Origin of the sequence: Zemynaea arenosa, assembly GCF_004614185.1 — a bacterium.
Lineage (GTDB): Bacteria > Pseudomonadota > Gammaproteobacteria > Burkholderiales > Burkholderiaceae_D > Telluria > Telluria arenosa.
The window spans coordinates 40,124-63,276 of the sequence record NZ_SPVF01000161.1; the positions used below are offsets into that span (position 1 = coordinate 40,124).

Sequence of the window (23,153 nt, forward strand, 5' to 3'; positions counted from 1 at the left end):
CGGCGCGGTCAGAAGAAGGTCAGCCCGTGAAGCTCTGCGTGAACTGGGACAGTGGATGCCCGTAGAGGAGGGCGATCAGACCCGCCGCAGCGAGGTAGGGACCGAAGGGAATCGGCTTGTCCCGGCCGCGCCGTGCGAACAGGATCAGAGAAATCCCGACCACCGCGCCCACCACGGACGACAGCAGGATGATCACCGGGAGCATGGTCCAGCCCAGCCAGGCGCCGAGCGCCGCCAGCAGCTTGAAGTCACCATAGCCCATGCCTTCCTTCTTGGTCGCGAGCTTGAACAGCCAGTAGACGGACCACAGCACCAGGTAGCCCGCGGCCGCGCCGATCACCGCGTCCTTCAGCGGGACGATGGCGCCATTCAGGTTGACCAGCAGCCCGGCCCACAGCAGCGGATAGGTGAGGTCGTCCGGCAGCAGCTGGGTGTCGGCGTCGATGAAGGTCATCGCAATCAGGAGGTACAGGAACACCAGGGTTGCCAGGCCCACCACGCCGGAGCCGAAGGTCCACACCAGCAGGGCGGACAGCAGGCCGGTGGCCAGTTCCACCAGCGGGTAGCGCGCCGAGATCCGGGCCCCGCACTCGCTGCACTTGCCGCGCAGGATCAGCCAGCTGAGGACGGGGATGTTTTCCAGCGCCGAGATCTTGTGGCCGCAGTGCGGGCACGCGGAGCGCGGCGTCATGAGGTTGTACGTGTCCTGGTGCGGCAGTTCCTTGCCGCTTTCGTGGGCCACGTAGTTGTCGGAGTCGCGCTGCATCATCTTCGGCAGCCGGTGGATGACGACGTTCAGGAAGCTGCCGATCAGCAGGCCGAAGATGCCGGCCACGATGGCGGCCGGCAGGAAGCCCGGTGCGGCGAACAGGAGAGACTCCATGCGACTCCGATAATGTTGATGAGGTGGCGCGCAGTATAAACGACGCCTTACACCACCGCGCCCAGTTTGAAGATCGGCAGGTACATGGCCACCACCAGGCCGCCGATCAGCACGCCCAGGATCGCCATGATCAGCGGCTCCATCAGGGAGGACAGAGCGGACACGGCTTCGTCCACCTCCTCCTCGAAGAAGTCGGCCACCTTGCCCAGCATCGAGTCGAGCGCGCCGGACTCCTCGCCAATCGCCACCATCTGGGTGACGATGGACGGGAACACGTTCGCGTTCTGCATCGAGACGGTCAGCGAGGTACCGGTCGACACCTCGGTCTGGATCTTCTTGGTCGCCTCCACGTACAGCGCATTGCCCGAAGCGCCGCCCACCGAGTCGAGCGCCTCCACCAGCGGCACGCCGGCCGCGAACATGGTGGCCAGGGTCCGGGTCCAGCGGGCAATGGTGGCCTTGCGGATCACCTCACCGAAGATGGGCAGCTTGAGCATCAGGAGGTCCATGCGCCGCTGCATGACGGTCGAGCGCCGCCACGACTGGAAGAAGAAGTACAGTCCCGCAAACAGGCCGCCGAAGATCAGGTACCACCACTGCACGAAAAAGGCGGACATGTTCATCACGAACACCGTCGGTGCCGGCAGGTCGGCGCCAAAGCTTTCGAACACGCTCTTGAAGGCCGGGACCACCCAGATCATGATGACGGCGGTGACGATGAAGGCCACCGACAGCACCGCGATCGGGTAGGTGAGGGCGGACTTGATCTTGGCCTTGATGGCCAGGGTCTTCTCTTTGTAGATCGCGAGACGGGTCAGCAGGTCCTCGAGAATACCGGCCTGCTCGCCCGCGCCCACCAGGTTGCAGAACAGCGGGTCGAAGTACAGCGGGTACTTGCGGAAGGCGTTATTCAGCGAGGTACCGGTCTCGATGTCGCCGCGCAGGTCCATGATCAGCTTCGCCATCGACGGATTGGCGTGGCCCTTGCCGACGATGTCGAAGGACTGCAGCAGCGGCACGCCGGCCTTCATCATGGTGGCCAGCTGGCGGGTGAACATCGTGATGTCCTTGTCGGTCACCTTCTTGCCGCTGCGGTAGGCCTTCTTCTTGACCTTGGTGACCATGATGCCCTGGCGGCGCAGCGTCACGTTGACGATGGCCTCGCCCCCGGCGCGCAGCTCGCCCTTGACGGTCTTGCCGGATTTGTCCTTGCCTTCCCAGGCGTAGACCTGTTCCTTGACGCCGGCGCCGGCTTTTACGCTTGTCGTAGCCATATGCTTCCCATGTAACTCTATTCGTTGGTGCAGCCGAGGACTTCTTCGAGGCTGGTGAGGCCCTGCATGACCTTCATGAGGCCCGACCGGCGCAGCGAATTCACGCCCTCCAGCTCGGCCTGCGCGGCGATCTGCATCGCGTTGCCCTGTTCGAGGATCAGCTTTTCGATGGCGGGCGTGATCGGCATGATCTGGTAGATGCCCACCCGGCCCTTGTAACCGAGGCCGTTGCAGCGCTCGCACCCCACCGGGCCATACGGCTTCCACGAGCCATCCACCTCGGCTTCCTTGAAGCCCGCCTGCAGCAGCGCACTGCGCTCGATCTCGAGCGGCGCCTTGCACTGGCCGCACAGGCGGCGCGCCAGGCGCTGCGCCGTGATCATGATGACGGACGAGGCGATGTTGAAGGGCGCCACGCCCATGTTCATCAAACGCGTGAGGGTGGACGGTGCATCGTTGGTGTGCAGCGTGGAGAACACCATGTGGCCGGTCTGCGCGGCCTTGATCGCGATGTCGGCGGTGTCCAGGTCGCGGATCTCGCCGACCATGATGATGTCCGGGTCCTGGCGCAGGAAGGACTTCAGCGCGGCCGAGAAAGTCAGGCCCGCGCGGTCGTTCACGTTGACCTGGTTGATGCCGGGGAGGTTGATCTCGGCCGGGTCTTCCGCGGTCGAGATGTTGATGCCCGGTTTATTCAGGATGTTCAAGCAGGTGTACAGCGACACCGTCTTACCGGAACCCGTGGGGCCGGTCACCAGCACCATGCCGTACGGGCGGTGGATCGCTTCGAGCAGCAGCTCCTTCTGGCGCGCCTCGTAGCCCAAGGCGTCGATGCCGAGGGTGGCCGAGCTGGCGTCCAGAATACGCATCACGGTCTTCTCGCCGAACAGCGTGGGCAGGGTGGAGACGCGGAAGTCGATGGTCTTGGTGGGCGAGACCACCAGCCGCATGCGGCCGTCCTGCGGCACCCGCTTCTCGGAGATATCCAGCTTGGCCAGCACCTTGATGCGCGAGACCAGCTTTTCGCGGATCGCCACCGGGGGCTGGGCGTGCTCGCGCAGCACCCCGTCCACGCGCACACGGATGCGGTAGAACTTCTCGAAAGGCTCGAAATGGATGTCGGAGGCGCCCATGTTCAGCGCATCCAGCAGGATCTTGTTGAGGAACTTGACGATCGGCGCGTCTTCGATCTCGTTGGCGCCTTCGGCCGCGGTATCGGGCTGCGCTTCCTCTTCGGCGAACTGGATGTCGTCGGCGTCGCCGACCAGGTCGGAGATGCTTTGCTCGGCACTCTTGTTCAGCGCCGCCAGCAGCTGCAGCAGCGCGTCGTGCGGCACCACCACCGGCTCCACCGAGCTCTCGCTCTGGAACTTGATCTGGTCCAGCGCGGCGATGTTGGTGGGGTCGGAAATCGCCACCGACATCTTGTTGCCGCGCTTGGCCAGGGCGATCACGCGCTGCGCCTGCATCAGCTTGGCGTCGATGGCCTTCTGCGGCAGGAAGTCGAGCGCCAGCGCGGACAGGTCCAGCATCGGGTAGCCGAAGGTGTCGGCGCAGAACGCGGCCAGCGACCTGGCGTCGATCAGGCCGGCGCCCAGCAGGGCGTCGATGAAGGGGACCTTCTCGGCCACCGACTTCTTGATCACCGTGTCGATCTGCGGTCCGTTCAGGCGCCCGGCCTGCAGGAGCGCGCGCGCCAGCCCGGGCAGCTGGGTGCCGGGCGTGGTGCTGGGGAGGACTGCTGCCATAGTGCGCGCGAGTTGATGAGTAAGGGGCGAACGAACGCGGACGGCCCGTCAGCCGCCCAAATAGTTGCCTTGGATCATGCCTTCAGGGCTTTGATTTGTAAAGTCTTTTGGCCGGAAATCGCGGCTTGGATACCACGTGGACGATCTGCCATCGGCCGCTTAAATGGGCCTTTTGTTAACGGGCTTAATCAGCTTTACAACTTTGATGGACTGTTCGAGAACTTGCACGACTTCGATCACCACGCCATGCAGCCGGAGCGCGGTCGGATATTCGGGGATGTCCTGCAGATGTTCGAGCAGCAGGCCGTTCAGGGTCTTGGGTCCGTCCAGCGGGAAATCCAGCCCCAGCACCTTGTTGACGTCGCGCAGCGCGGTCGAGCCTTCCAGCAGGCATTCGCCCTTGGCGTTCCAGCCGAACGCCTCGCTGCGGCTGGTGCCGGGCATGGAGGTGGTGAACTCGCCAATCATCTCCTCGATGATGTCGTCCAGGGTCACCAGGCCCTGCACCTCACCGTACTCGTCCACGATGATGCCCAGCCGCTCCTTATTCTCCTGGAAGTACTGGAGCTGGGTGAACACGCCGGTCTCTTCGGGGATGAAGTAGGGCTCGCTGAGCAGCTCGCGGAAGTGGTCAGCGCTCAGTTCGTCGGCGTCCTGGTTCAGCAGGGCGATGGCCTTGCGCACATGCAGGATGCCGACGATGCGGTTGATCTCGCCTTCGTAGACGGGCAGCTTGTTGTGGTAGCAGGTGGTCAGCTGCTGCTTGATCTGTTCCACCGGCACGGCCAGGTCCAGCGCCTCGATCTGGGCGCGCGGGGTCATGATGTCCTCGACCGAGATCTTCTCCAGGTCGAACAGGTTGAGCAGGATGCTCTTGTGCTTCTGTGGAATGAAGGTGCTGCCTTCCAGTACCACCGAGCGCAGCTCCTCGGGCGACAGGCGGTGCTGATGGCTGTGGTCGCGGCCCTTGATGCGCAGCGGCCTGAGCACCACGTTCACGAACAGGTTGACGAACCAGATCACCGGCTTGGCCAGGCTCATCAGGGGCTTGAGCACCATCGAGCTGGGCAGGGCGATGGCTTCGGGGAAGGTGGCGCCGATCACCTTGGGCGAAATCTCGGCGAACACGATCAGCAGGAAGGCCACCACGGCGGTCGCGATGGTGATCACGCTCTCGTCGTGGCCGAAGAACAGGATGGCGATGGCCGTCACCAGCGCGGTGGCGATGGCGTTGATCAGGGTGTTGGCGATCAGGACCAGGGACAGCAGCTTGTCGGTGCGTTCCAGCAGCCACAGCGTGGTGGTGGCCTGCTTGCTGCCGCGCTTGGCCTGGTGGCGCAGGCGGTATTTATTGGCCGCCATCAGGGCCGTTTCCGCCATGGCGAAAAAGGCCGAACAGAGGATCAGGAGGGCGAGTGCAAGGATCAGCACCCATAAAGGAACGGTTTCCAAGGGGTCGGTGGAAGATGGAGATGACAGGATTCTAGCTGAAATCGGCAGCGGTCCCGGCGCGGGAAAGGCGGGCCCGGCTTTACAGGCGGAGGGCGCGGAGCGAATAATCGGGCCGTCTTCTTCCTCATGCGCCGATGAATACTCCTGCCGAACCGGGGTCTCCACGCCCCCGCCTGCATCCCCGCCTGTTCGTGATCTTCGCCAGCGAGGCGGACGAGGCAGTGATCTTTGCCCGCGGTCCGTCCGCGTGGTTCCAGCTGGTCCGCTGGGACACGCGGCATGACAGCTTCGAGCCCGGCGCCTGGATCCGCGGCACCATCTATCCCGAGCGCTGCGACCTCTCGCCCGACGGCCGCTTGCTGCTGTATTTCGTGTACCAGGGCCGGCGCGGCTGGACCAGCTACACCTCGGCCTGGACCGGTGTCAGCCGCTCGCCCTGGCTGACGGCGCTGGCGCTGTGGCCGTGGCGCAGTACCTGGGGTGGGGGCGGACGCTTCGAAGGCCACCGCAAGGTGGTGCTGGCCTCCAGCGTTCCGTGCGCGGCGCATCCCGACCATCCGCCGGCGGGGCTCACGGTCGCCTTCGGCTCAAGGCCGCGCCAGGTGATGGACGGGCCAGTGCCGGGCGCGCCCTGGTCGGGCGTGGACCAGCGCGGCCGGGTGGTGTTCGCGCACGATGGGCTGCTGATCTGGCGGCGCAAGCCCAATGACCATGTGGTGCTGGCCGACTTCAATGGCGACCGGCCCGATCCACAACCGGCGCCGGAATGGGCCACCCGGCCGCTGGCGTAAGCGCGCCTCAGCCGTTCCACCAGTGCGAAGTCGTGCCCATGGACGGCACGCGGGCCTGGGCCACACTGTGGACGATGCCCGCCTGGAGTGCCTCCTCGGCCGTGAACAGGCGCGCATTGCCGTTCAGGTTGGGGCGGATATCCTGCGGTTTGGGCGCGGATGCCGTCGCTTCATCGAAGATGGCGGCGTAGCGGTCGGCGTCGAAGTCCAGGCAGTCGCGCCATTCGGACACGCGAGAATGGTCGGCTGCCACCAGGTTGCCGAAGCCCCAGTGCAGCGGGTGCACCAGGAAGCGCGTGCCCGGGCAAGCGTAGCGTTTCTCGCCGGCCAGAAAGATCACCACGCCGACCGATTCCACGCTGCCGATGTTGTGCGTGGATAGCGGCAAGGGAAGGGATTTGAGGAAGAAGTACAGCGCAAAGCCCGCCGTCATGTTGCCACCCTCGGTGGACATGTGAAGCTCCAGCTTGGTCGCGCCGCTCTGCAGCGCCTGCAGGCAGAGGTTGCGTATCGTGCACACGGACCCGTGATTGATCGGGCCGATGAAATGAACAATATGCAACGACATGCGCTCCTCCCTGTTCAGTAATTAGCTCCCCCGATAGGTCGAGTATGACCACGGCGTCACCACCAATGGTACGTGGTAGTTCTGTTCGCTGCTCGCAACACCGAAGGCAATCGTGACGCGGTCCACGAACCGCGGATCGGGCAGGGTGACGCCCTGGGCCGCAAAATAGTCGCCGGCGTGAAACACCAGTTCGTACTGGCCGCGCTGCAGCGCCTCGCCTTCCAGCAGCGGCGCAGTGCAGCGGCCGTCCGCATTGGTGGTCTCCGTCTTGAGCAGCGTGCGTGCGCCAGCGTGGACGGCGTACAGTTCCACCTTGACCCCGGCGCCCGGCTTGCCCTGCGTGGTGTCGAGCACGTGCGTGCTGAGTTTTCCCATGGTTTTTCCTTTATGTGCTTATCAGCGGAATCTTATTCTGATTGAGCATCTGTCCATATAAGATAGCCGATATACCTTTCATCCGAGGACCCATGGACACCTACCGCAACTACCCGCGCGACCTCATCGGCTACGGCCGCACGCCGCCGCACGCCCGCTGGCCCGGCGGCGCCCGGGTCGCGCTGCAGTTCGTGCTCAACTATGAAGAGGGCGGCGAGAACTGCGTGCTGCATGGCGACCCGGCCTCGGAAACCTTCCTGTCCGAAATCATTGGCGCCCAGGCTTTCCCAATGCGCCACATGAGCATGGAGTCGATCTACGAGTACGGTTCGCGCGCCGGCCTGTGGCGCCTGCTGCGCATGTTCGAGGACCGCCAGCTGCCGCTGACCGTGTTCGGCGTCTCCATGGCGCTCAAGCGCAACCCGGAAGCGGTCGCCGCCTTCCGCGAGCTCGGCCATGAGATCGCCTGCCACGGCCTGCGCTGGATCTCGTACCAAAACATGGACGAGGCCACCGAGCGCGCCCACATGAAAGAGGCGGTGGACATCATCCGCGCGCTGACCGGGGCGGCCCCGCAAGGCTGGTACACCGGCCGCGACTCGCCCCACACCCGCCGCCTGGTGGTCGAGCACGGCGGCTTCACCTACGATGCCGACTATTACGGCGACGACCTGCCGTTCTGGGACAAGGTCGAGTACCGCGACCAGATGGGCGTGCTGCACACCAGGCCGCACCTGGTCGTCCCGTACACGCTGGACACCAACGACATGCGCTTCGCCGCCATGCAGGGCTTCAACTCCGGCACCCAGTTCTTCGACTACCTGAAAGACGCCTTCGACGTGCTCTACGCGGAAGGCGACCCCAACGGCCTGAACCGGCCTAAAATGCTCTCCATCGGGCTGCACTGCCGGCTGGTGGGCCGCCCGGCACGCGCGGCCGCGCTGGCGCGCTTCTTGGACTACGTGCAAAGCCACGAGCAGGTGTGGATCACCCGGCGCATCGATATCGCCAATCACTGGATCGCGCACCACCCGTGCGTCGAGTGACTGGTATGGCTTTCTGCTGATAGCCGACATCAGCGCAAGCTTATATGTAGGGATGGGCGGAATGTTAACCTGCCACGCTGGGAAAAAACCGAGGCAACCATGTCCGAACCGATCCGTTTCTATTACCGCGGCACCGTCCAGCAGGTGGATGGCGCAGCGCCCACGCGCACCGTGCTCCAGCACCTGCGCGAGGACCTGCACTGCACCGGCACCAAAGAGGGCTGCGCGGAAGGGGACTGCGGCGCGTGCACGGTGGTCGTCGGCACGCTGAAGGACGGCCAGGTCGAGATGCAGGCCGTGAACTCCTGCATCCAGTTCCTGCCCACGCTGGACGGCAAGGCCTTGTTCACGGTCGAGGACCTGCAGCAACACGACGGTGCGCTGCATCCGGTGCAGCAGGCGCTGGTTGAGTGCCACGGTTCGCAATGCGGCTTCTGCACGCCGGGCTTCGTGATGTCGCTGTGGGGCCTCTACCTCAAGCAGGAGGGCGCCAAGCCGTCCCGCTGCCAGATCGACGATGCCCTCTCCGGGAACCTGTGCCGCTGCACCGGCTATCGCCCGATCATCGACGCGGCCGAACGCATGGTGGAGCTGCCGCCCGCGCAGTTCGACGCGGATGACGTCGCCGCCCAGCTGCAGGCGCTCAAGCGCGAGCGCATGGCCGTGTACACCGGCGGCACCCACGATTTCTACGCCCCGCGCACCGTGGCCGAACTGGCCCAGGTTCGCGCCGACAAACCGGCGGCCACCATGCTGGCCGGGTCCACCGACGTCGGCCTGTGGGTGACCAAGCAGATGCGCGACCTCGGCGACGTGATCTACCTCGGCCACGTGGACGAACTGAAGACCATCGCCGAGCGCGATGGCATGCTCGAGATCGGCGCCGGCGCCTCGCTGAACGACGCCTACGCCGCCGTAGTGCGGCACTACGGCGAGCTGCAGGAGATGTGGCAGCGCTTCGCCTCCCTCCCGATCCGCAATGCGGGCACCCTGGGCGGCAACGTCGCCAACGGCTCGCCGATCGGCGACTCCATGCCCTGGCTGATCGCGCTGGGCAGCTCGGTCGTGCTGCGCAGCGTGCGCGGCGAGCGCGTGCTGGCGCTGGAGGACTTCTACCTCGGCTACCAGAAGAAGGACCTGCAGCCGGACGAATTCGTGCAGTCCGTACGCGTGCCGCTGCCGCGCGCGGGTTTGGGCGCGGTGTTCCGTACCTACAAACTGGCCAAGCGCTTCGACCAGGATATCTCCGCCGTCTGCGCCGCCTTCGCGCTCACGCTCGATGGCGATACCGTCACGTCGGCCCGCATCGCGTTCGGCGGTATGGCCGCCACGCCCAAGCGCGCCGCGCAGGCCGAGCAGGCGCTGACCGGCCAGTCGTGGAACGAGGCGACGCTGCACGCCGCGATGGCCGCACTGGCGCAGGACTACCAGCCACTGACCGACATGCGCGCCTCCAGCGAGTACCGCCTGCTGGCCGCCCAGAACCTGTTGCGCCGCTTCTGGTACGAGACCCGCACCGATGCGCCGCTGGCCGTCGACGCCGTCAATGCTTTCGCCGTGCGCGCGTGAGGAGCCTGAAATGAACCATCCCGTCGCCCCCGAACTGGCCGCCGCCTGGACCGCAGTCGGCCTGCCGCGCAAGCACGAATCGGCCGAGCTGCACGTGCTGGGCCAGGCCACCTACACCGACGACATTCTGGAAGTCCAGGGCACCTTGCATGCGGCTCTGGGCCTTTCGGCCAAGGCGCATGCCAAGTTCAGCACCATCGACCTCACCGCCGTGCGCGCGAGCCGCGGCGTGGTCGCGGTCTACACGGCCGGGGACATCCCTGGCACCAATGACTGTGGCCCGATCATCCACGACGACCCGATCTTCGCCGATGGCCTGGTGCAGTACGTCGGCCAGCCCTTGTTCGTCGTGGTCGCGGACACCCACGACAACGCCCGCCGCGCGGCGCGCCTGGCCAAGGTCGACTATGACGAGCTGCCCGCCGTCCTGACCCCGCAGGCCGCGCGCGCCGCGCAGTCATACGTGCTGCCGCCCATGAAGCTGGCGCGCGGCGACGCGCAAGCCGCGTTCGAGCGCGCGCCGCACAGGGTGCAGGGAGAGCTGCACGTGGGCGGACAGGAGCAGTTCTACCTCGAAGGCCAGATCGCCTACGCCATCCCGAAGGAAGGCAGTGGCATGCTGGTCCAGTGCTCGACCCAGCACCCGAGCGAAATGCAGCACGTCGTCGCGCATGCCCTCGGCCTGCATTCTCACCACGTCACGGTGGAATGCCGCCGCATGGGCGGGGGCTTCGGCGGCAAGGAGTCGCAATCGGCGCTGTGGTGCGCCGCTTCTGCGATCGCCGCGCATAAGCTCAAGCGCCCGGTCAAGCTGCGCGCGGACCGAGACGACGACATGCTCGTTACCGGCAAGCGCCACTGCTTCCACTACCTGTACGAAGTGGGTTATGACGACAGCGGCAAGATCGTCGCCGCCAAGGTGGACATGGTCTCGCGCGCCGGCTACTCGGCGGACCTCTCGGGCCCCGTCGCCACACGTGCCGTCTGCCACTTCGATAACACCTACTACCTGTCCGATGTCGACATCCGCGCCGCCTGCGGCAAGACCAACACGCAGTCCAACACCGCTTTCCGCGGCTTCGGCGGTCCGCAGGGCGCGATCGCCATCGAGTACGTGATCGACGACATCGCGCGCAACCTGGGCAAGGACGCGCTGGACATCCGCAAGCTGAATTTCTACGGCAAGACGGACCACAATGTCACGCCCTACGGCCAGATCGTGGTGGACAACGTGATCCACGAACTGGTGGCGCAGCTGGAAGAGTCGAGCGAATACCGCGCGCGCCGCACGGCTATCGCGCAATTCAACGCGGGCAGCCCGGTCCTCAAGAAGGGCCTGGCTCTCACTCCGGTGAAGTTCGGCATCGCCTTCAATGTGACGCACCTGAACCAGGCGGGCGCGCTGGTGCACGTGTATGTGGATGGCTCCGTACTGGTGAATCACGGTGGCACCGAGATGGGGCAGGGCATCAACACCAAGGTGATGCAGTGCGTGGCGCACGAACTGGGCGTCGATTTCGCGCGCGTACGCGTGAGCGCGACGGACACCAGCAAGGTGGCCAACACCTCGGCCACGGCGGCATCCACGGGCGCGGACCTGAACGGCAAGGCGGCGCAAGATGCGGCGCGCCAGATTCGTGACCGGCTGGCGGCGTTCGCGGCCACCAAACATGGTGGCGCGGCGGCGGATGTGCGCTTCGCGGACGATATCGTGTACGTCAACGGCATGGAGATCGACTTCCCGCAGCTGGTGCAGCAGGCCTACCTGGCGCGCGTGCAGCTGTGGTCCGACGGGTTCTACGCGACCCCTGGCCTGCACTGGGACCCGAAGACCATGACGGGCAATCCGTTCTCGTATTTTGCGTATGGGGCGGCGGTGTCCGAGGTGGTGGTCGATACGCTGACGGGCGAGTGGAAGCTGCTGCGTGCGGGCGTGTTGTATGACGCGGGCAATTCGCTCAACCCGGCCATCGACATCGGCCAGGTAGAGGGCGCCTTCATCCAGGGTATGGGCTGGCTCACGACCGAGGAGCTGTGGTGGAACGCGGGCGGGAAGCTGATGACGCATGCGCCGTCGACCTACAAGATTCCGGCGATTTCGGACTGTCCGGAGGATTTCCGCGTGCAGCTCTTCAAGAACCGCAATGTGGCGGATTCGATTCACCGCTCGAAGGCGGTGGGTGAGCCGCCGCTGCTGCTGCCGTTCTCGGTGTTCTTTGCGATTCGCGATGCGGTGGCGGCGGTGGGTGACAACACCGTCAATCCGCCGCTGAATGCACCGGCAACCTGCGAAGAGATCCTCAAGGCTGTCTGCGCGGTGCAGGCGCAGGCGGCGCACAAGGCTTAGTCATGAACGAGTGGCTGACAGGTGTCGCTGCGGGGCCGGCGGTGCTGGTGACCGTGGCGGCCGTCGAGGGCTCGGGCCCGCGTGAACCCGGCGCGAAGATGCTGGTGGGCGCGGCGCAGCTGTACGGGACCATCGGTGGCGGGCATCTGGAGCACAAGGCCATTGCGCTGGCCCGGCAGATGCTGGCGCAGGGCGTGGGCGAGGAGGGCGCGCAGCGGCGGTATGAACGCTATGCGCTGGGTCCGAGTCTCGGTCAATGCTGCGGCGGCGTCGTGTACCTTGCGTTCGAGCGCGCCGATGCGGCGCAGGCGGACGTGCTGCGCGCGCGTCCGCGTGTCACCACCTGGCGCTTGATCGCCCTCGATAGGGCGCCGGATGCCATCCTGCTCGACGAAACGCTGGCGCCACTGGGCACAGGCGTCGGCTCCGGTACCGGGGTCAGGCCCCTTTTGGGTGAACCGGGGCCCGACCCCTCTGCTGACCGCTCTGCCGGTGATGCGCAGCGCGCCGCGCTGGTGTTTGATCCGGCGCTGGGAACGCACGTCGCCACCGAGCCGGATGGCCGCCGCTGGCTCATCGACCGCATCGAGCCGCCGCACGCGCATCTGGTGCTGTTCGGCGCTGGCCATGTGGGCGCGGCCATTGTGCGGGCCCTGGCCGAGCTGCCATGCACCGTCACCTGGGTCGACGAGCGCGAGGACATGTTCCCTGCAGACGTCCCGTCCAACGTCACTATTGAAGCCACCGACACCCCCGAGTGCGTGGTCGCCACCGCGCCCCCCGGCGCGGCCTACCTGGTCATGACCCACAGCCACGCCCTCGACCAGCGCCTGACCGAAGCGATTCTGGGCCGAGCACACGTCGGCTGGTTCGGCCTCATCGGCTCCAAGACCAAGCGCGCTCAATTCGAACACCGCCTGCGCGCGCGCGGCGTCAATGACGACACCATCGCCACCATGGTCTGCCCCATCGGCATCCCCGGCATCCAGAGCAAGCTCCCCGCCGTCATCGCCGCCTCCGTGGCCGCGCAGCTGCTGGCCGTGTGGGAAGAGCAGGAGCGGCAGGAACAATCGCTCGAAACTGGCGCCCCGCCCATAAGACTGGTAGCCTCACGGCGCAACTAACCGAGATTCCCAATGCCCCAAGCATCGACGATGCAAGCCTACCGAGCGAGCTTGCTGCACTTTCACGCCGATCCGGCCTTCACCGAGAAGCCGGACGACGCCTACGCCTACCATGAGGACGGACTGCTCCTCATCGTGGACGGCAAGGTGCACGCCGCCGGCGACTACGCCACGCTCGCGCCCACGCTGCCGCAAGATGTCACTATTACTGACTACCGCGGCAAGCTGCTCACCCCCGGCTTCATCGACACCCACATCCACTATCCGCAGACGGACATGATCGCGTCCCCGGCCCCGGGCTTGCTGCCCTGGCTGGAGACCTACACCTTCCCGACCGAGCGCGCCTTCGCCGAGCCGGAGCACGCACGCGAGGTGGCCGACTTCTTCCTCGACGAGCTGCTGCGCTGCGGGACCACCACCGCGCTGGTCTACTGTACCGTGCACCAGGACTCGGTGGACGCATTCTTCGAGAAAGCCGAACAGCGCAATCTGCGCATGGCGGCCGGCAAAGTGCTGATGGACCGCCACTGCCCCGATTTCCTGCGCGACTGCGAGAACAATGGCATCCGCGCGTCCGAAGACCTGATCGCCAAATGGCACAAGCGTGGCCGCGCCATGTACGCCATCACCCCGCGCTTCGCCCCGACCTCCACCGAGGCGCAATTGCGCGCCACTGGCGAGCTGGCGCAGGCCTATCCGGACACCTTCATCCAGACCCACGTCAGCGAAAACCAGGACGAGTGCAAGTGGGTCAAGTCCCTGTTCCCCGAGGCCCGCAGCTACCTGGATGTGTACGACCGCTACGGACTGATGCGCCCGCGCGCCGTGTTCGGCCACTGCATCTGGCTGGACGACGAGGACTTCGCGCGCATGGCCGCCACTGGATCGGCCGCCGCCGTCTGCCCCACGTCCAACCTGTTCCTGGGCAGTGGCCTGTTCGACTTCGAGAAGGCCGATGGCCATAAGGTGCCGCTCTCGCTGGCCACCGACGTGGGCGCCGGGACCTCCTTCTCAATGTTGCAAACGATGAATGAAGCCTATAAAGTAGCGCGCTTGAAAGGCAGTTACCTGCCAGCCATCCGCATGTTCTACCTGGCCACCCTGGGCGCGGCGCGCAGCCTGCAGCTCGAAGGGACGATCGGCAGCTTCGCGGTGGGCGCCGAAGCGGACTTCATCGTGCTCGACCCGCAGTGCACGCCGCTGATGGCGCGCCGCACCGGCCGCCGTGAAAGCCTGGAAGAGCTGCTGTTCGCGCTGGCGCTGCTGGGGGACGACCGCGCCATCGCGGCCTCCTACGCGGCAGGGCAACTGGTCCACGAACGCCGTCCCAACTGAAAGCACATTCATGCAAAAGACCTTCTGCAGCCTGCTAATCGCCGCGGCGTTCTCGGGCAGCGCGCTGGCGCCTGCCGCCTTCGCCAAGCCCGCCGCCCCGGCCGCTGCCAAGTCCAGCAAGGCCAGCAAGGCCAACGAAGCGGCCACCGCGCGCCTGTACGCCGCGCTGGTCAAGGGCCCGGAGCCGAAGCTGGCCGAGCTGGCCATGTTCATGACCCAGCTGCCCAAGGGCGGCGACCTGCACCACCACTACTCGGGCGCCATCTACGCCGAGCAGTACCTGGAGTGGGTCGGCAAGATGGGTTACTGCGTGAACAAGATCAGCCTGCGCATCGAGACCGACAAGGCCGTGGCCGAATCGCAGAAGGCGCTCAAGCCAGCTGAAAAGACCTGCCTGAGCACCCAGGAAGTGCTGGCCGACGACTTCACCCTGAGCCAGGTGCTGCAGAAGTGGTCCAGCAAGGACTTCTATAACCACAGCGGCCCGCAGCTGCCACCGGACCGCACCTTCTTCGACACCTTCGGCTACTTCGGCCCGGTGTCCAACGATAACTTCAACGAAGGCCTGCAGGTGCTCAAGCGCCGCGCCATCGATGAGAACGTGGCCTATATCGAGACTATGTTCAAGATGGCCCCGCCGAACGCCGACGACGCGCAGTGGGACGCCGCCGTGCTGGCGGCGCCGGACGACGCCGCGCTCACGGCCCAGTTCAAGGCCATGCAGACGGCGCTCGACCAGGATCAGGCCTTCACGGCCCGCATGACCGACTTCGTCAACAAGGTGAAGGCCGCCAGCGCCGGCATCGACGACGACCGCTTCACCATGCGCTACCAGACCTACGTTCTGCGCCTGCTGCCGCCGTCGCAGGTGTTCTCGTCGATGGTGGGCGCGTTCAAGTCGGCCCAGCAGAGCGGCGGCCTGATCGTCGGTGTGAACATCGTCGGCCAGGAATCGCAGTACATCTCGATGCGCGACTACACCCTGCACATGAAGATGTTCCAGTACCTGCACGCCCTGTACCCGGACGTGAAGCTGGCCCTGCACGCGGGCGAGCTGTCGCTGGGCATGGTGCCGCCGGAAGGGATGAAATTCCACATCCAGCAGGCCGTGGACGTGGCGGGCGCCTCGCGTATCGGCCACGGCATCGACCTGGCCTACGAGGCCGATCCGGTCACGCTGATGAAGACCATGAAGGACAAGGGCATCGCGGTCGAGATCAACCTCACCAGCAACGGCTTCATCAACGGTGTGAGCGGCGCCAACCATCCGATCACGCTGTACCGCAAGTTTGGCGTGCCCTACGTGATCTCCACTGATGACGCCGGGGTGACCCGCCATACCTTGTCGCATGAATACGTGTTGCTGGCCAGCCGCTACCAGCCGGACTATGCCGAGGTGAAGCGCGTGTCTTATAACAGCATTCGCCACAGCTTCCTGGCCGGGGCCGACAAGCAGCGCCTGCTCAAGCAGCTGGATGCCCGCTTTGCCACGTTCGAAGCGGCCATGGCAAAGCGCCCCCACTGAGGGGGTGCCGCGTTTCTTGACAGGAACGTTTAGACATAAGGCGTATTTTTGATATAAATCAGTATCTTACGTAGCTGGTCCGCTTTTTGCTCTACAGGGCATGCCTATTTCATAAAGGAGAAAATAGACATGTCTGATCGTTCAACCGCACTTCTCAGCCGTACCGCTGTTGCCGGGGCCCTGGCCCTGGCACTGTGCAGCCCCTCCCACGCCTCGGTGATCCTCGCGGGCAATGCCGTCACCGGGAACCAGACCGGTACCTGTTCCTTCCAATGTAGTACGTCCAGCGTTGCCGAGAATTTTCACCTCGGCAGCAATGCGACGATCGAAAGCCTGACGGTCTACGTGTCCGCGTCGCCCGGCACCCCGCCGCCAGCCACCGCCCAATGGAGCCTGTTCGCTGGTACCGCCACGCCGGGCGCGCTGCTGGGGTCAGGCACCGTCACCGGCAGCTATGTGGACACTGGCGCCGATCTCGGCAATTTCCCAGGGTGGAACATCTACGCCCTGACGTTCGACATCGCCGACCTGTCCCTATCGGCAGGCGATTACTGGATGGGCCTGCATGTTTCGACCAACGGCCCGAGCGTGTTCTGGGCGGACACCACCACGGGTGACCACAAGTACGCGACCTCGACCGGGCAGGGCTGGACCGTCTACAGCGGCGTGCCGAACTACGCCTTCGCAGTCAATGGCAGCGTGAACGCCGTACAAGTGCCGGAGCCGGCCACGCTGCTGCTGTCGGGCTTGGGCCTGGCCGGACTGATGTTGGGCCGCCGCACCCGCCGCTGACCTGGGCATTCCTATCGGAAGGGCGCCTGCGGGCGCCCTTTTGTTATTTGGAAATCTTGCAAATAAGCTCACTGTGTGGCACTCATGCTACACAAATGGCTGTCTTCGCCGACCTTTGTTGAAAATCCCGATGAAAGGATTTCAGCGAGAAATGGCTCATTTATAATCCCGCCGAGACCGCCACCCTCGCAGAACCCTCCAGATCCACGGTATTTATTTCGCCGTCGTATAAATTCCGAACAGAAATCGAATTTGTCATCCGTGGGTCGCTCATGCATATTTGTCCAATCGTCATGAACTTTTGTCATGGGGATGACATATCGGAGCGCTAGAGTTCGGCGTTTGGCAGTGGGTAAGGCCTGAAAGTGTGTAGCAAAAGCAGGGGTCCCGCGCGGACCCACCATAACTAGTATTTTTTTGGGGTTACAACAATGATCAGTCAAAAACGGATTCAGCTCACGAAGCTGGCGCTCGCCCTGTCGATCGCTCTGTCCGCTACGCCATCGTTCGCGCAGAACACCACCTCGGCAGTCGGCGGCCGGGTCGTGGCCGCCGACGGCAAGCCGGCCGCTGGCGCGCAAGTGTCCATCGTCCACACCGAGTCGGGTTCGGTCAACAACGTGGTTGCTGATGCGGAAGGCCGCTACGTGGCCCGCGGCCTGCGCGCCGGCGGTCCGTACACGATCATCGTCACCAAGGATGGTGTCACCGACAAGCACGAAGGCGTGTTCCTGAACCTGGCGGAAACCGCCCAGGTCGACGCCACCCTGGGCGCCCCGATCCAGACCGTGACCGTGGCGGGCAAGGCCGCCCGCTCCGAGATCTTCTCCAAGACCTCGATGGGCTCCGGTACCGCAATCAGCCCGACCGAACTGCAGGCCCAGGCCTCCATCCAGCGCAACCTGCAAGACTATGCGCGCATGGACCCGCGCGTGTCGCAGACCGACAAAGAGCGCGGCGAGATGTCCGTGGGTGGCCAGAACTCCCGCTACAACAGCCTGACCATTGACGGCGTGGCCGTGAACGACACCTTCGGCCTGGAAGCGAGCGGTTCGCCGACCTCCAAGCAGCCGATCTCGATCGAGGCAATCCAGTCGGTGCAGGTGAACGTTGCCAACTACGACGTGACCCAGAAGGGCTACACCGGCGCCAACGTGAACGCCGTCACCAAGTCCGGTACCAACAACTGGAAGGGCTCGGTCTACTACGTGTTCCGTAACGACAAGCTGGCCGGCGACCGTTACAACGCATCCAACGACACCTTCTTCGCCCCGCCGAAGTTCGAAGAAAAGACCAAGGGCTTCACCGTGGGTGGCCCGCTGATCCAGGACAAGCTGTTCCTGTTCGCCAACGTGGAAGAGCTGCGCTCCTCGCGCTCGGCCCCGGCCTACGGCCCGATCGGCAGCTCCAACACCAACGTCGGCATCTCGACGGACCTGATCGCCCAGCTGCAAAACGTGGCCCAGTCGCGCTACGGCATCGACGTCGGCACCCTGAACGTGCCGGAAGGCACCGAGCTGGTCGTGCGTGACCGCCTGCTGAAACTGGACTGGAACATCAACGACAACCATCGCCTGATGGTGCGCTGGTCCAAGACCGACCAGAACGAACCGATCTTCCCGAACTTCTCGGACAACGCGCTGTCGCTGTCGTCCTGGTGGTACAACCAGGGCAAGTCGATCGAGACCGTGGTCGGCCAGCTGTTCAGCGACTGGACCCCGACCTTCTCGACCGAATTCAAGGTCTCCTCGCGCGACTATGACTCGGTGCCGATCAACAACGCGCGCCTGCCGGCCATGGCGCTGCAGGTGTCGGGTCCGAACCCGCCGGGCACGGCAAGCAATGTCCCGACCTCGAACCGCTTCCTGGACTTCGGTACCGAACTGTCCCGCCAGAACAACGTCCTGCGCACCCGCACCAAGGACGTCTACCTGGGCGCCAACTGGTCCAAGGGCGATCACGAGATCAAGTTCGGCATGGACTACAACAAGAACGACATTTACAACGCGTTCCTGCAGAACGTGTTTGGTAATTACACGTTCGGTTGCATCAACTCGTCCGCCACCTTGACCTACACCTTCGGCGCCGTCAGCTGCGGCACCGCGGACGCGGCCACCATCCAGAAGGCGATCCTCGAGAACTACTCGCGCGGCCGTCCGCTGAACTACCAGGTGCAAGTGCCGGTCGCCGGCGGTTCGCTGACCAACGCGATCGCCCGCTTCACGCTGTACGATGAAGGCTTCTTCGCCCAGGACACCTGGAGCGTCAACAACAACCTGACCGTCAACGCCGGCGTGCGTCTCGACCGCAACCTGGTCGGCGGCCGTCCGCTGAAGAACGACGTTGTGTCGCAGGCTTACGTGGCCGGCAATGCCGCCACCGGCGCCCGCGCCACCGGCGGCTTCGGCATGAACAACCAGCAGGTGCCGGATGACACCAAGCTGTGGCAGCCGCGCGTCGGCTTCAACTATAAGCTCAGCAGCGAGCGCCTGATGCAGGTGCGCGGCGGCTTCGGCCTGTTCCAGGGCGCGGCGATGAGCGTGTGGATGTCGAACGCGTTCTCCAACCCGGGCGTGGCCACCCGCATCGTGGGTTGCGGCACCTCCGGCTTCCCGGCCTGCCCGCCGACCGACGGCATCTTCAGCCCGAACCCGGACGCCCAGCCGACCAGCTTCCCGGGCTCGACCCCGGCCGCCAACGTGGACCTGCTGGATCCGTCGTTCAAGCAGCCGTCGATCCTGAAAGCCAACCTGGCGTTCGACACCGAACTGCCGTGGTACGGCCTGACCTTCACGGCCGAGTACCTGTACACCAAGAACAAGGACTCGATCTACTACAAGAATCTGAACCTGGGTGACCCGACCCGCACCGGAACCGACGGCCGTGCGCTGTACTACACGCCGCAGGCCTACAACCCGGCATGCTGGACCGCGACCGGCGGCACCATCACCAGCGGCGTGTGCTCGGGCTTCCGTGCCAAGGCGCTGTCGAACGCCAGCTTCAACAACGTTCTGCTGGCCACCAACAGCGATCAGGGCAAGGGCTCGATCTTCACCCTGCAACTGTCCAAGCCGCTGTCGAAGGGCTTCGGCTGGTCGGTGTCGACCACCCACACCAAGGCCACCGAAGTGTCGCCGCTGACCTCCTCGACCTCGTCGTCGAACTACTCGGGACGCTCGGTGTTCAACCCGAACGAAGACGTGGCCGCCAACTCGGCCTACCTGGTCAAGGACCGTATCAACGCCAACCTGACCTGGCAGAAGAAGTTCTTCGGCGAATACAAGACCTCGCTGGGCATCTTCTACGAAGGCCGCTCGGGCAAGCCGTATTCCTGGACCATCAACAATGACCTCAACGGTGATGGCCTGGCGGGTAACGACCTGATGTACATCCCGAAGGCGTTCGGTTCGGGCGAAGTCACCTTCTACGGCGACACCGCGACCAACCACACCAACGAGCAGAAGTTCTGGGACGTCGTGAATGCCGACGAAGAACTGCGTGACGCAGCCGGCCGCGTGACCAAGCGTGGCGAAGCCTTCGCACCGTGGACCAACTCGTTCGACATGCGCATCAGCCAGGAGATCCCGGGCTTCATGGCGGGCCAGAAGGGCACTTTCACCCTGGACTTCCTGAACGTCGGCAACCTGCTGAACAAGCGCTGGGGCCGGATCCCGGAAGTGGGCTTCCAGTCCAATGGCGGCCAGGCGCGCAGCTTTGTTGACTACGGCGGCCTGGATGCAAATGGCCACTACATCTACATCGTGCGTAGCGTGGAAACCGTCAACCTGCGTCAGACCAAGGGCGAGTCCCAGTGGGCGATCCAGGCGACCGTCAAGTACGAGTTCTGATCCTCGTCGCATGACTTAGCAGGACTGCAAGGCCGGTGGCGACACCGGCCTTTTTTTATGTTCTGTGGCGTACGTTCCGATACAAAATTCACTCGCCGGCTGCCTGTGATCGCCGCAGGCTTTCGGTTATGCTTGAGGGCTATGAAGATTGCCTTGACTCCCACCGCGGCCCTGCTCTCGGCTGCGCTCCTGCTGGGCGGCTGCGCGAGCCTGACCGCCCTCCAGCCGGCAGCGCCCCGCCAGCCGATCACCATCAACCTGGTGGCGCTGAACGACTTCCACGGCAACCTGGAGCCGAGCAAGTTCACCTACACCGATGCGAACGGCCAGAAGGTCACCCTGCAGGCCGGCGGTATCGACGCCGTGGCCGCCGCGGTCAACGCCTGGCGCCAGCAGGACCGCGATCTGCTGCTGGTCGGCGCCGGTGACCTGGTGGGGGCCAGCCCCGCGCTCTCGTCGATGTGGGCGGACGAACCGACCATTCACGCACTCAATCTCGTCGGCCTGAATTTCAGCTCGGTCGGCAACCACGAATTCGACAGCGGGCGCATGGAGCTGCTGCGCCAGCAGCATGGCGGCTGCGTGTCCCCACGCCCCGCCAAGGCATGCAAGTTCGCGCCCGATTTCAAGGGCGCGCAGTTCACCTACATGGTCTCCAACGTCGTCGACGCCAAGACCGGCAAGCCGTTCCTGCCCGCCTGGCACATCGCGGACGTGAAGGGCGTGAAGATCGCCTTCCTCGGCGCCGTGGTGCGCGGCGCCGCCGACCTGGTGCTGCCGTCCGGGATCGAAGGCTTGTCCTTCGAAGACGAAGCCGATTCCATTAACAAGGTGCTGCCCGCGGCGCGCGCCGCCGGGGCCACCGTGTTCGTGGTCCTGATCCACGAGGGCGGCCAGACCAAGGAGCGCTTCGACCAGCCGGACTGCCAGCATCTGGAAGGCCCGATCGTCGATATCGCCAAACGCCTGGATCCGGCCATCCGCCTGGTGGTGAGCGGGCATACGCACAAGGGCTACCAGTGCAAGTCCAACGGCCGCTTCATCACCCAGGCTGAGACGGCGGGACACGTCCTGTCGCGCATCGCGCTGTCCGTGGACCCCGCGACCCGCACCCTGCAGGACGTCGCCGTGAAGAACGTGATCGTCAAGCCGGGCGACTATCCATCCGTGCCCGCGGTGAGCGCTTATCTCGCCACCGTCAAGGCCCGCAGCGATGCCGCGCTCCAGCAGCCGGTGGCACGTGTGGCGGTGCGCTCGATGACGCGCGAGCTGTCGGCCGCCGGCGAATCCGCGCTGGGCGACCTGGTCGCGGACGCAGTGCTCGATGCCGCCGCCCCGTATGGCGCGCAGATCGGCTTCATGAACACCGCTGGCATGCGCAAGGATTTCGACGTCGGCGCCGACCTGCGCGCCACCTTCGGCCAAGCCCAGATCGTGCTCCCGTTCGGGAACACCATCGTCCTGATGGACCTCACCGGCGCCCAGCTGTACGACCTGCTGGAGCACCAGTGGGAGCGCGAGAAGGTGGACGTGAACCACTCCATGCTGCAGGTCTCGAACGGCTTTGCCTATCGCTGGGATGGCACCCAGCCGCGCGGCGCACGCGTAATCCGCGGCAGCATGACCCTGAACGGCCAGCCCATCGACGAGAAGAAGCTGTACCGCGTGGCCGCGAATAACTTCCTGGCAGAAGGCGGCGATGGCTTCCCGACCTTCCGCGAAGCTGCGAACTCGCGCGACACCGGCATCCGCGATATCGATGCCTTCACCGCCTACCTGCAGAAGCGCGAGCAGGCCGGAAAGCCGGCTGGTTTCGAGAAGCCGCAAGGGCGCTTCGAGCGCGTGAAATGACAGCGGGCGGCATGATGGCTCCTTCGCTGCGCAAGCGCTTGTGGTCCGCTGTGCTGGTCGCCCTCGGCCTGCAGGCGGGCGCCGCGCATGCCGACTTCACCATTCCCGGTTTTGAACTGGTGCAGACCGCACCGATCGAAACCACACTGGTGAACAGCGACCTGCGCGATCCGGTCACGGTGTTCTGCGAGATGTTCGACGCCGCGAAGCACGAGATCGTGATCGGCCAGTTCTACACCGCCAGCCGGCCCGGCACTCCGTTCGAAAAGGTACTGGAGAGATTGGAAGCGGCGGGCCAGCGCGGGGTGAAGATCCGCTTCCTGCTGGAGCAGCGCGGCATTGCCATCTCTGAAGCCGCGACGATCGAGCGCCTGCGCCGCATCCCCAACCTCGACCTGCGCGTGCTCGAATACGGCAAGCTGACGGGCGGCGGCATCATCCACGCTAAATACGTGGTGGTAGATGCCAGGACTGCCTTCATCGGCAGCCAGAATTTCGACTGGCGCTCGTTTACACACATCCATGAGACGGGCCTGCGCATCACCGATCCCGCTGTCGTAGGGCAGGTGCAGGCCGTGTTCGAGCAGGATTGGCGCGCGCAGGCGCAGCTGGCGGCGGGTGCTGC

General features: G+C 65.0%; 17 protein-coding genes. 11 read left to right on the plus strand and 6 right to left on the minus strand.

The features are described from left to right. Nucleotides 1–19 precede the first annotated feature (19 nt). The 4 genes from E4L96_RS13110 to E4L96_RS13125 all read right to left on the minus strand — a co-directional run bounded on the left by E4L96_RS13110 (nucleotide 20) and on the right by E4L96_RS13125 (nucleotide 5,357). Nucleotides 20–883 carry a prepilin peptidase gene (locus E4L96_RS13110; RefSeq protein ID WP_135207673.1) on the minus strand — a complete coding sequence of 288 codons (864 nt, stop codon included), beginning with the start codon at nucleotides 881–883 and terminating at the stop codon, nucleotides 20–22. Between the two features lie 47 nt (nucleotides 884–930). After that, nucleotides 931–2,157: a type II secretion system F family protein gene (locus E4L96_RS13115; RefSeq protein WP_135207674.1), complete on the minus strand. Its 1,227-nt coding sequence runs from the start codon at nucleotides 2,155–2,157 to the stop codon at nucleotides 931–933. Nucleotides 2,158–2,174: 17 nt separating this feature from the next. Further along, nucleotides 2,175–3,905: a type IV-A pilus assembly ATPase PilB gene (pilB, locus tag E4L96_RS13120; RefSeq protein WP_135207675.1), complete on the minus strand. Its 1,731-nt coding sequence runs from the start codon at nucleotides 3,903–3,905 to the stop codon at nucleotides 2,175–2,177. 159 nt (nucleotides 3,906–4,064) lie between these two features. Beyond that, a complete protein-coding gene (locus E4L96_RS13125; protein ID WP_135207676.1) occupies nucleotides 4,065–5,357 on the minus strand; it encodes an HlyC/CorC family transporter in 1,293 nt (430 codons plus the stop codon). A 134-nt stretch (nucleotides 5,358–5,491) separates the two neighbouring features. On the opposite strand from E4L96_RS13125, the gene E4L96_RS13130 reads away from it, so the two are divergent. After that, nucleotides 5,492–6,148: a hypothetical protein gene (locus E4L96_RS13130; protein ID WP_220433429.1), complete on the plus strand. Its 657-nt coding sequence runs from the start codon at nucleotides 5,492–5,494 to the stop codon at nucleotides 6,146–6,148. Between the two features lie 7 nt (nucleotides 6,149–6,155). Here the strand turns inward: E4L96_RS13130 and E4L96_RS13135 are convergent, their stop codons facing one another. Both E4L96_RS13135 and uraH read right to left on the minus strand, forming a co-directional pair. Further along, nucleotides 6,156–6,716 (minus strand): ATP-dependent Clp protease proteolytic subunit, encoded by a 561-nt coding sequence (locus E4L96_RS13135; RefSeq protein WP_135207677.1) that lies wholly within the window; start codon nucleotides 6,714–6,716, stop codon nucleotides 6,156–6,158. Nucleotides 6,717–6,737: 21 nt separating this feature from the next. After that, entirely contained in the window at nucleotides 6,738–7,091 is a 354-nt protein-coding gene (gene uraH, locus E4L96_RS13140; RefSeq protein WP_135207678.1) for a hydroxyisourate hydrolase, read from the minus strand. 92 nt (nucleotides 7,092–7,183) lie between these two features. Here uraH and puuE point away from each other — a divergent pair, with 92 nt between their 5' ends. From puuE to E4L96_RS13190, 10 genes are all read left to right on the plus strand, one after another. Further along, a complete protein-coding gene (gene puuE, locus E4L96_RS13145; RefSeq protein WP_135207679.1) occupies nucleotides 7,184–8,137 on the plus strand; it encodes an allantoinase PuuE in 954 nt (317 codons plus the stop codon). A gap of 99 nt (nucleotides 8,138–8,236) precedes the next feature. After that, nucleotides 8,237–9,706 carry a xanthine dehydrogenase small subunit gene (gene xdhA, locus E4L96_RS13150; protein ID WP_135207680.1) on the plus strand — a complete coding sequence of 490 codons (1,470 nt, stop codon included), beginning with the start codon at nucleotides 8,237–8,239 and terminating at the stop codon, nucleotides 9,704–9,706. 10 nt (nucleotides 9,707–9,716) lie between these two features. Further along, entirely contained in the window at nucleotides 9,717–12,053 is a 2,337-nt protein-coding gene (gene xdhB, locus E4L96_RS13155; protein ID WP_135207681.1) for a xanthine dehydrogenase molybdopterin binding subunit, read from the plus strand. Nucleotides 12,054–12,055: 2 nt separating this feature from the next. Continuing rightward, nucleotides 12,056–13,177, plus strand: coding sequence for a xanthine dehydrogenase accessory protein XdhC (gene xdhC, locus E4L96_RS13160; protein WP_135207682.1), 1,122 nt, complete (start codon nucleotides 12,056–12,058; stop codon nucleotides 13,175–13,177). 30 nt (nucleotides 13,178–13,207) lie between these two features. After that, on the plus strand, nucleotides 13,208–14,512 hold the full coding sequence (gene guaD / locus E4L96_RS13165) for a guanine deaminase (RefSeq protein WP_370660745.1): 1,305 nt from the start codon (nucleotides 13,208–13,210) through the stop codon (nucleotides 14,510–14,512). A 10-nt stretch (nucleotides 14,513–14,522) separates the two neighbouring features. After that, nucleotides 14,523–16,037 carry an adenosine deaminase family protein gene (locus E4L96_RS13170; protein WP_135207684.1) on the plus strand — a complete coding sequence of 505 codons (1,515 nt, stop codon included), beginning with the start codon at nucleotides 14,523–14,525 and terminating at the stop codon, nucleotides 16,035–16,037. Between the two features lie 129 nt (nucleotides 16,038–16,166). Next, on the plus strand, nucleotides 16,167–16,829 hold the full coding sequence (locus E4L96_RS13175; protein ID WP_135207685.1) for a PEP-CTERM sorting domain-containing protein: 663 nt from the start codon (nucleotides 16,167–16,169) through the stop codon (nucleotides 16,827–16,829). Between the two features lie 431 nt (nucleotides 16,830–17,260). Beyond that, a complete protein-coding gene (locus E4L96_RS13180; RefSeq protein WP_135207686.1) occupies nucleotides 17,261–20,677 on the plus strand; it encodes a TonB-dependent receptor in 3,417 nt (1,138 codons plus the stop codon). Between the two features lie 141 nt (nucleotides 20,678–20,818). After that, entirely contained in the window at nucleotides 20,819–22,528 is a 1,710-nt protein-coding gene (locus E4L96_RS13185) for a bifunctional metallophosphatase/5'-nucleotidase (RefSeq protein ID WP_135207687.1), read from the plus strand. 14 nt (nucleotides 22,529–22,542) lie between these two features. Beyond that, nucleotides 22,543–23,153 (plus strand): phospholipase D-like domain-containing protein (locus E4L96_RS13190; protein WP_229414452.1); only part of this gene is annotated, 611 nt, incomplete at its 3' end.

What these genes read in the sequence shown, in the direction of transcription:
- E4L96_RS13110 (WP_135207673.1), bottom strand. Translation starts at nt 883, where the DNA reads ATGGAGTCTCTCCTGTTCGCCGCACCGGGCTTCCTGCCGGCCGCCATC.
- E4L96_RS13170 (WP_135207684.1), top strand. Translation starts at nt 14,523, where the DNA reads ATGCAAAAGACCTTCTGCAGCCTGCTAATCGCCGCGGCGTTCTCGGGC.
- E4L96_RS13130 (WP_220433429.1), top strand. Translation starts at nt 5,492, where the DNA reads ATGAATACTCCTGCCGAACCGGGGTCTCCACGCCCCCGCCTGCATCCC.
- E4L96_RS13115 (WP_135207674.1), bottom strand. Translation starts at nt 2,157, where the DNA reads ATGGCTACGACAAGCGTAAAAGCCGGCGCCGGCGTCAAGGAACAGGTC.
- xdhA (WP_135207680.1), top strand. Translation starts at nt 8,237, where the DNA reads ATGTCCGAACCGATCCGTTTCTATTACCGCGGCACCGTCCAGCAGGTG.
- puuE (WP_135207679.1), top strand. Translation starts at nt 7,184, where the DNA reads ATGGACACCTACCGCAACTACCCGCGCGACCTCATCGGCTACGGCCGC.
- E4L96_RS13185 (WP_135207687.1), top strand. Translation starts at nt 20,819, where the DNA reads ATGAAGATTGCCTTGACTCCCACCGCGGCCCTGCTCTCGGCTGCGCTC.
- uraH (WP_135207678.1), bottom strand. Translation starts at nt 7,091, where the DNA reads ATGGGAAAACTCAGCACGCACGTGCTCGACACCACGCAGGGCAAGCCG.
- E4L96_RS13180 (WP_135207686.1), top strand. Translation starts at nt 17,261, where the DNA reads ATGATCAGTCAAAAACGGATTCAGCTCACGAAGCTGGCGCTCGCCCTG.
- guaD (WP_370660745.1), top strand. Translation starts at nt 13,208, where the DNA reads ATGCAAGCCTACCGAGCGAGCTTGCTGCACTTTCACGCCGATCCGGCC.
- pilB (WP_135207675.1), bottom strand. Translation starts at nt 3,905, where the DNA reads ATGGCAGCAGTCCTCCCCAGCACCACGCCCGGCACCCAGCTGCCCGGG.
- E4L96_RS13135 (WP_135207677.1), bottom strand. Translation starts at nt 6,716, where the DNA reads ATGTCGTTGCATATTGTTCATTTCATCGGCCCGATCAATCACGGGTCC.
- E4L96_RS13175 (WP_135207685.1), top strand. Translation starts at nt 16,167, where the DNA reads ATGTCTGATCGTTCAACCGCACTTCTCAGCCGTACCGCTGTTGCCGGG.
- xdhB (WP_135207681.1), top strand. Translation starts at nt 9,717, where the DNA reads ATGAACCATCCCGTCGCCCCCGAACTGGCCGCCGCCTGGACCGCAGTC.
- xdhC (WP_135207682.1), top strand. Translation starts at nt 12,056, where the DNA reads ATGAACGAGTGGCTGACAGGTGTCGCTGCGGGGCCGGCGGTGCTGGTG.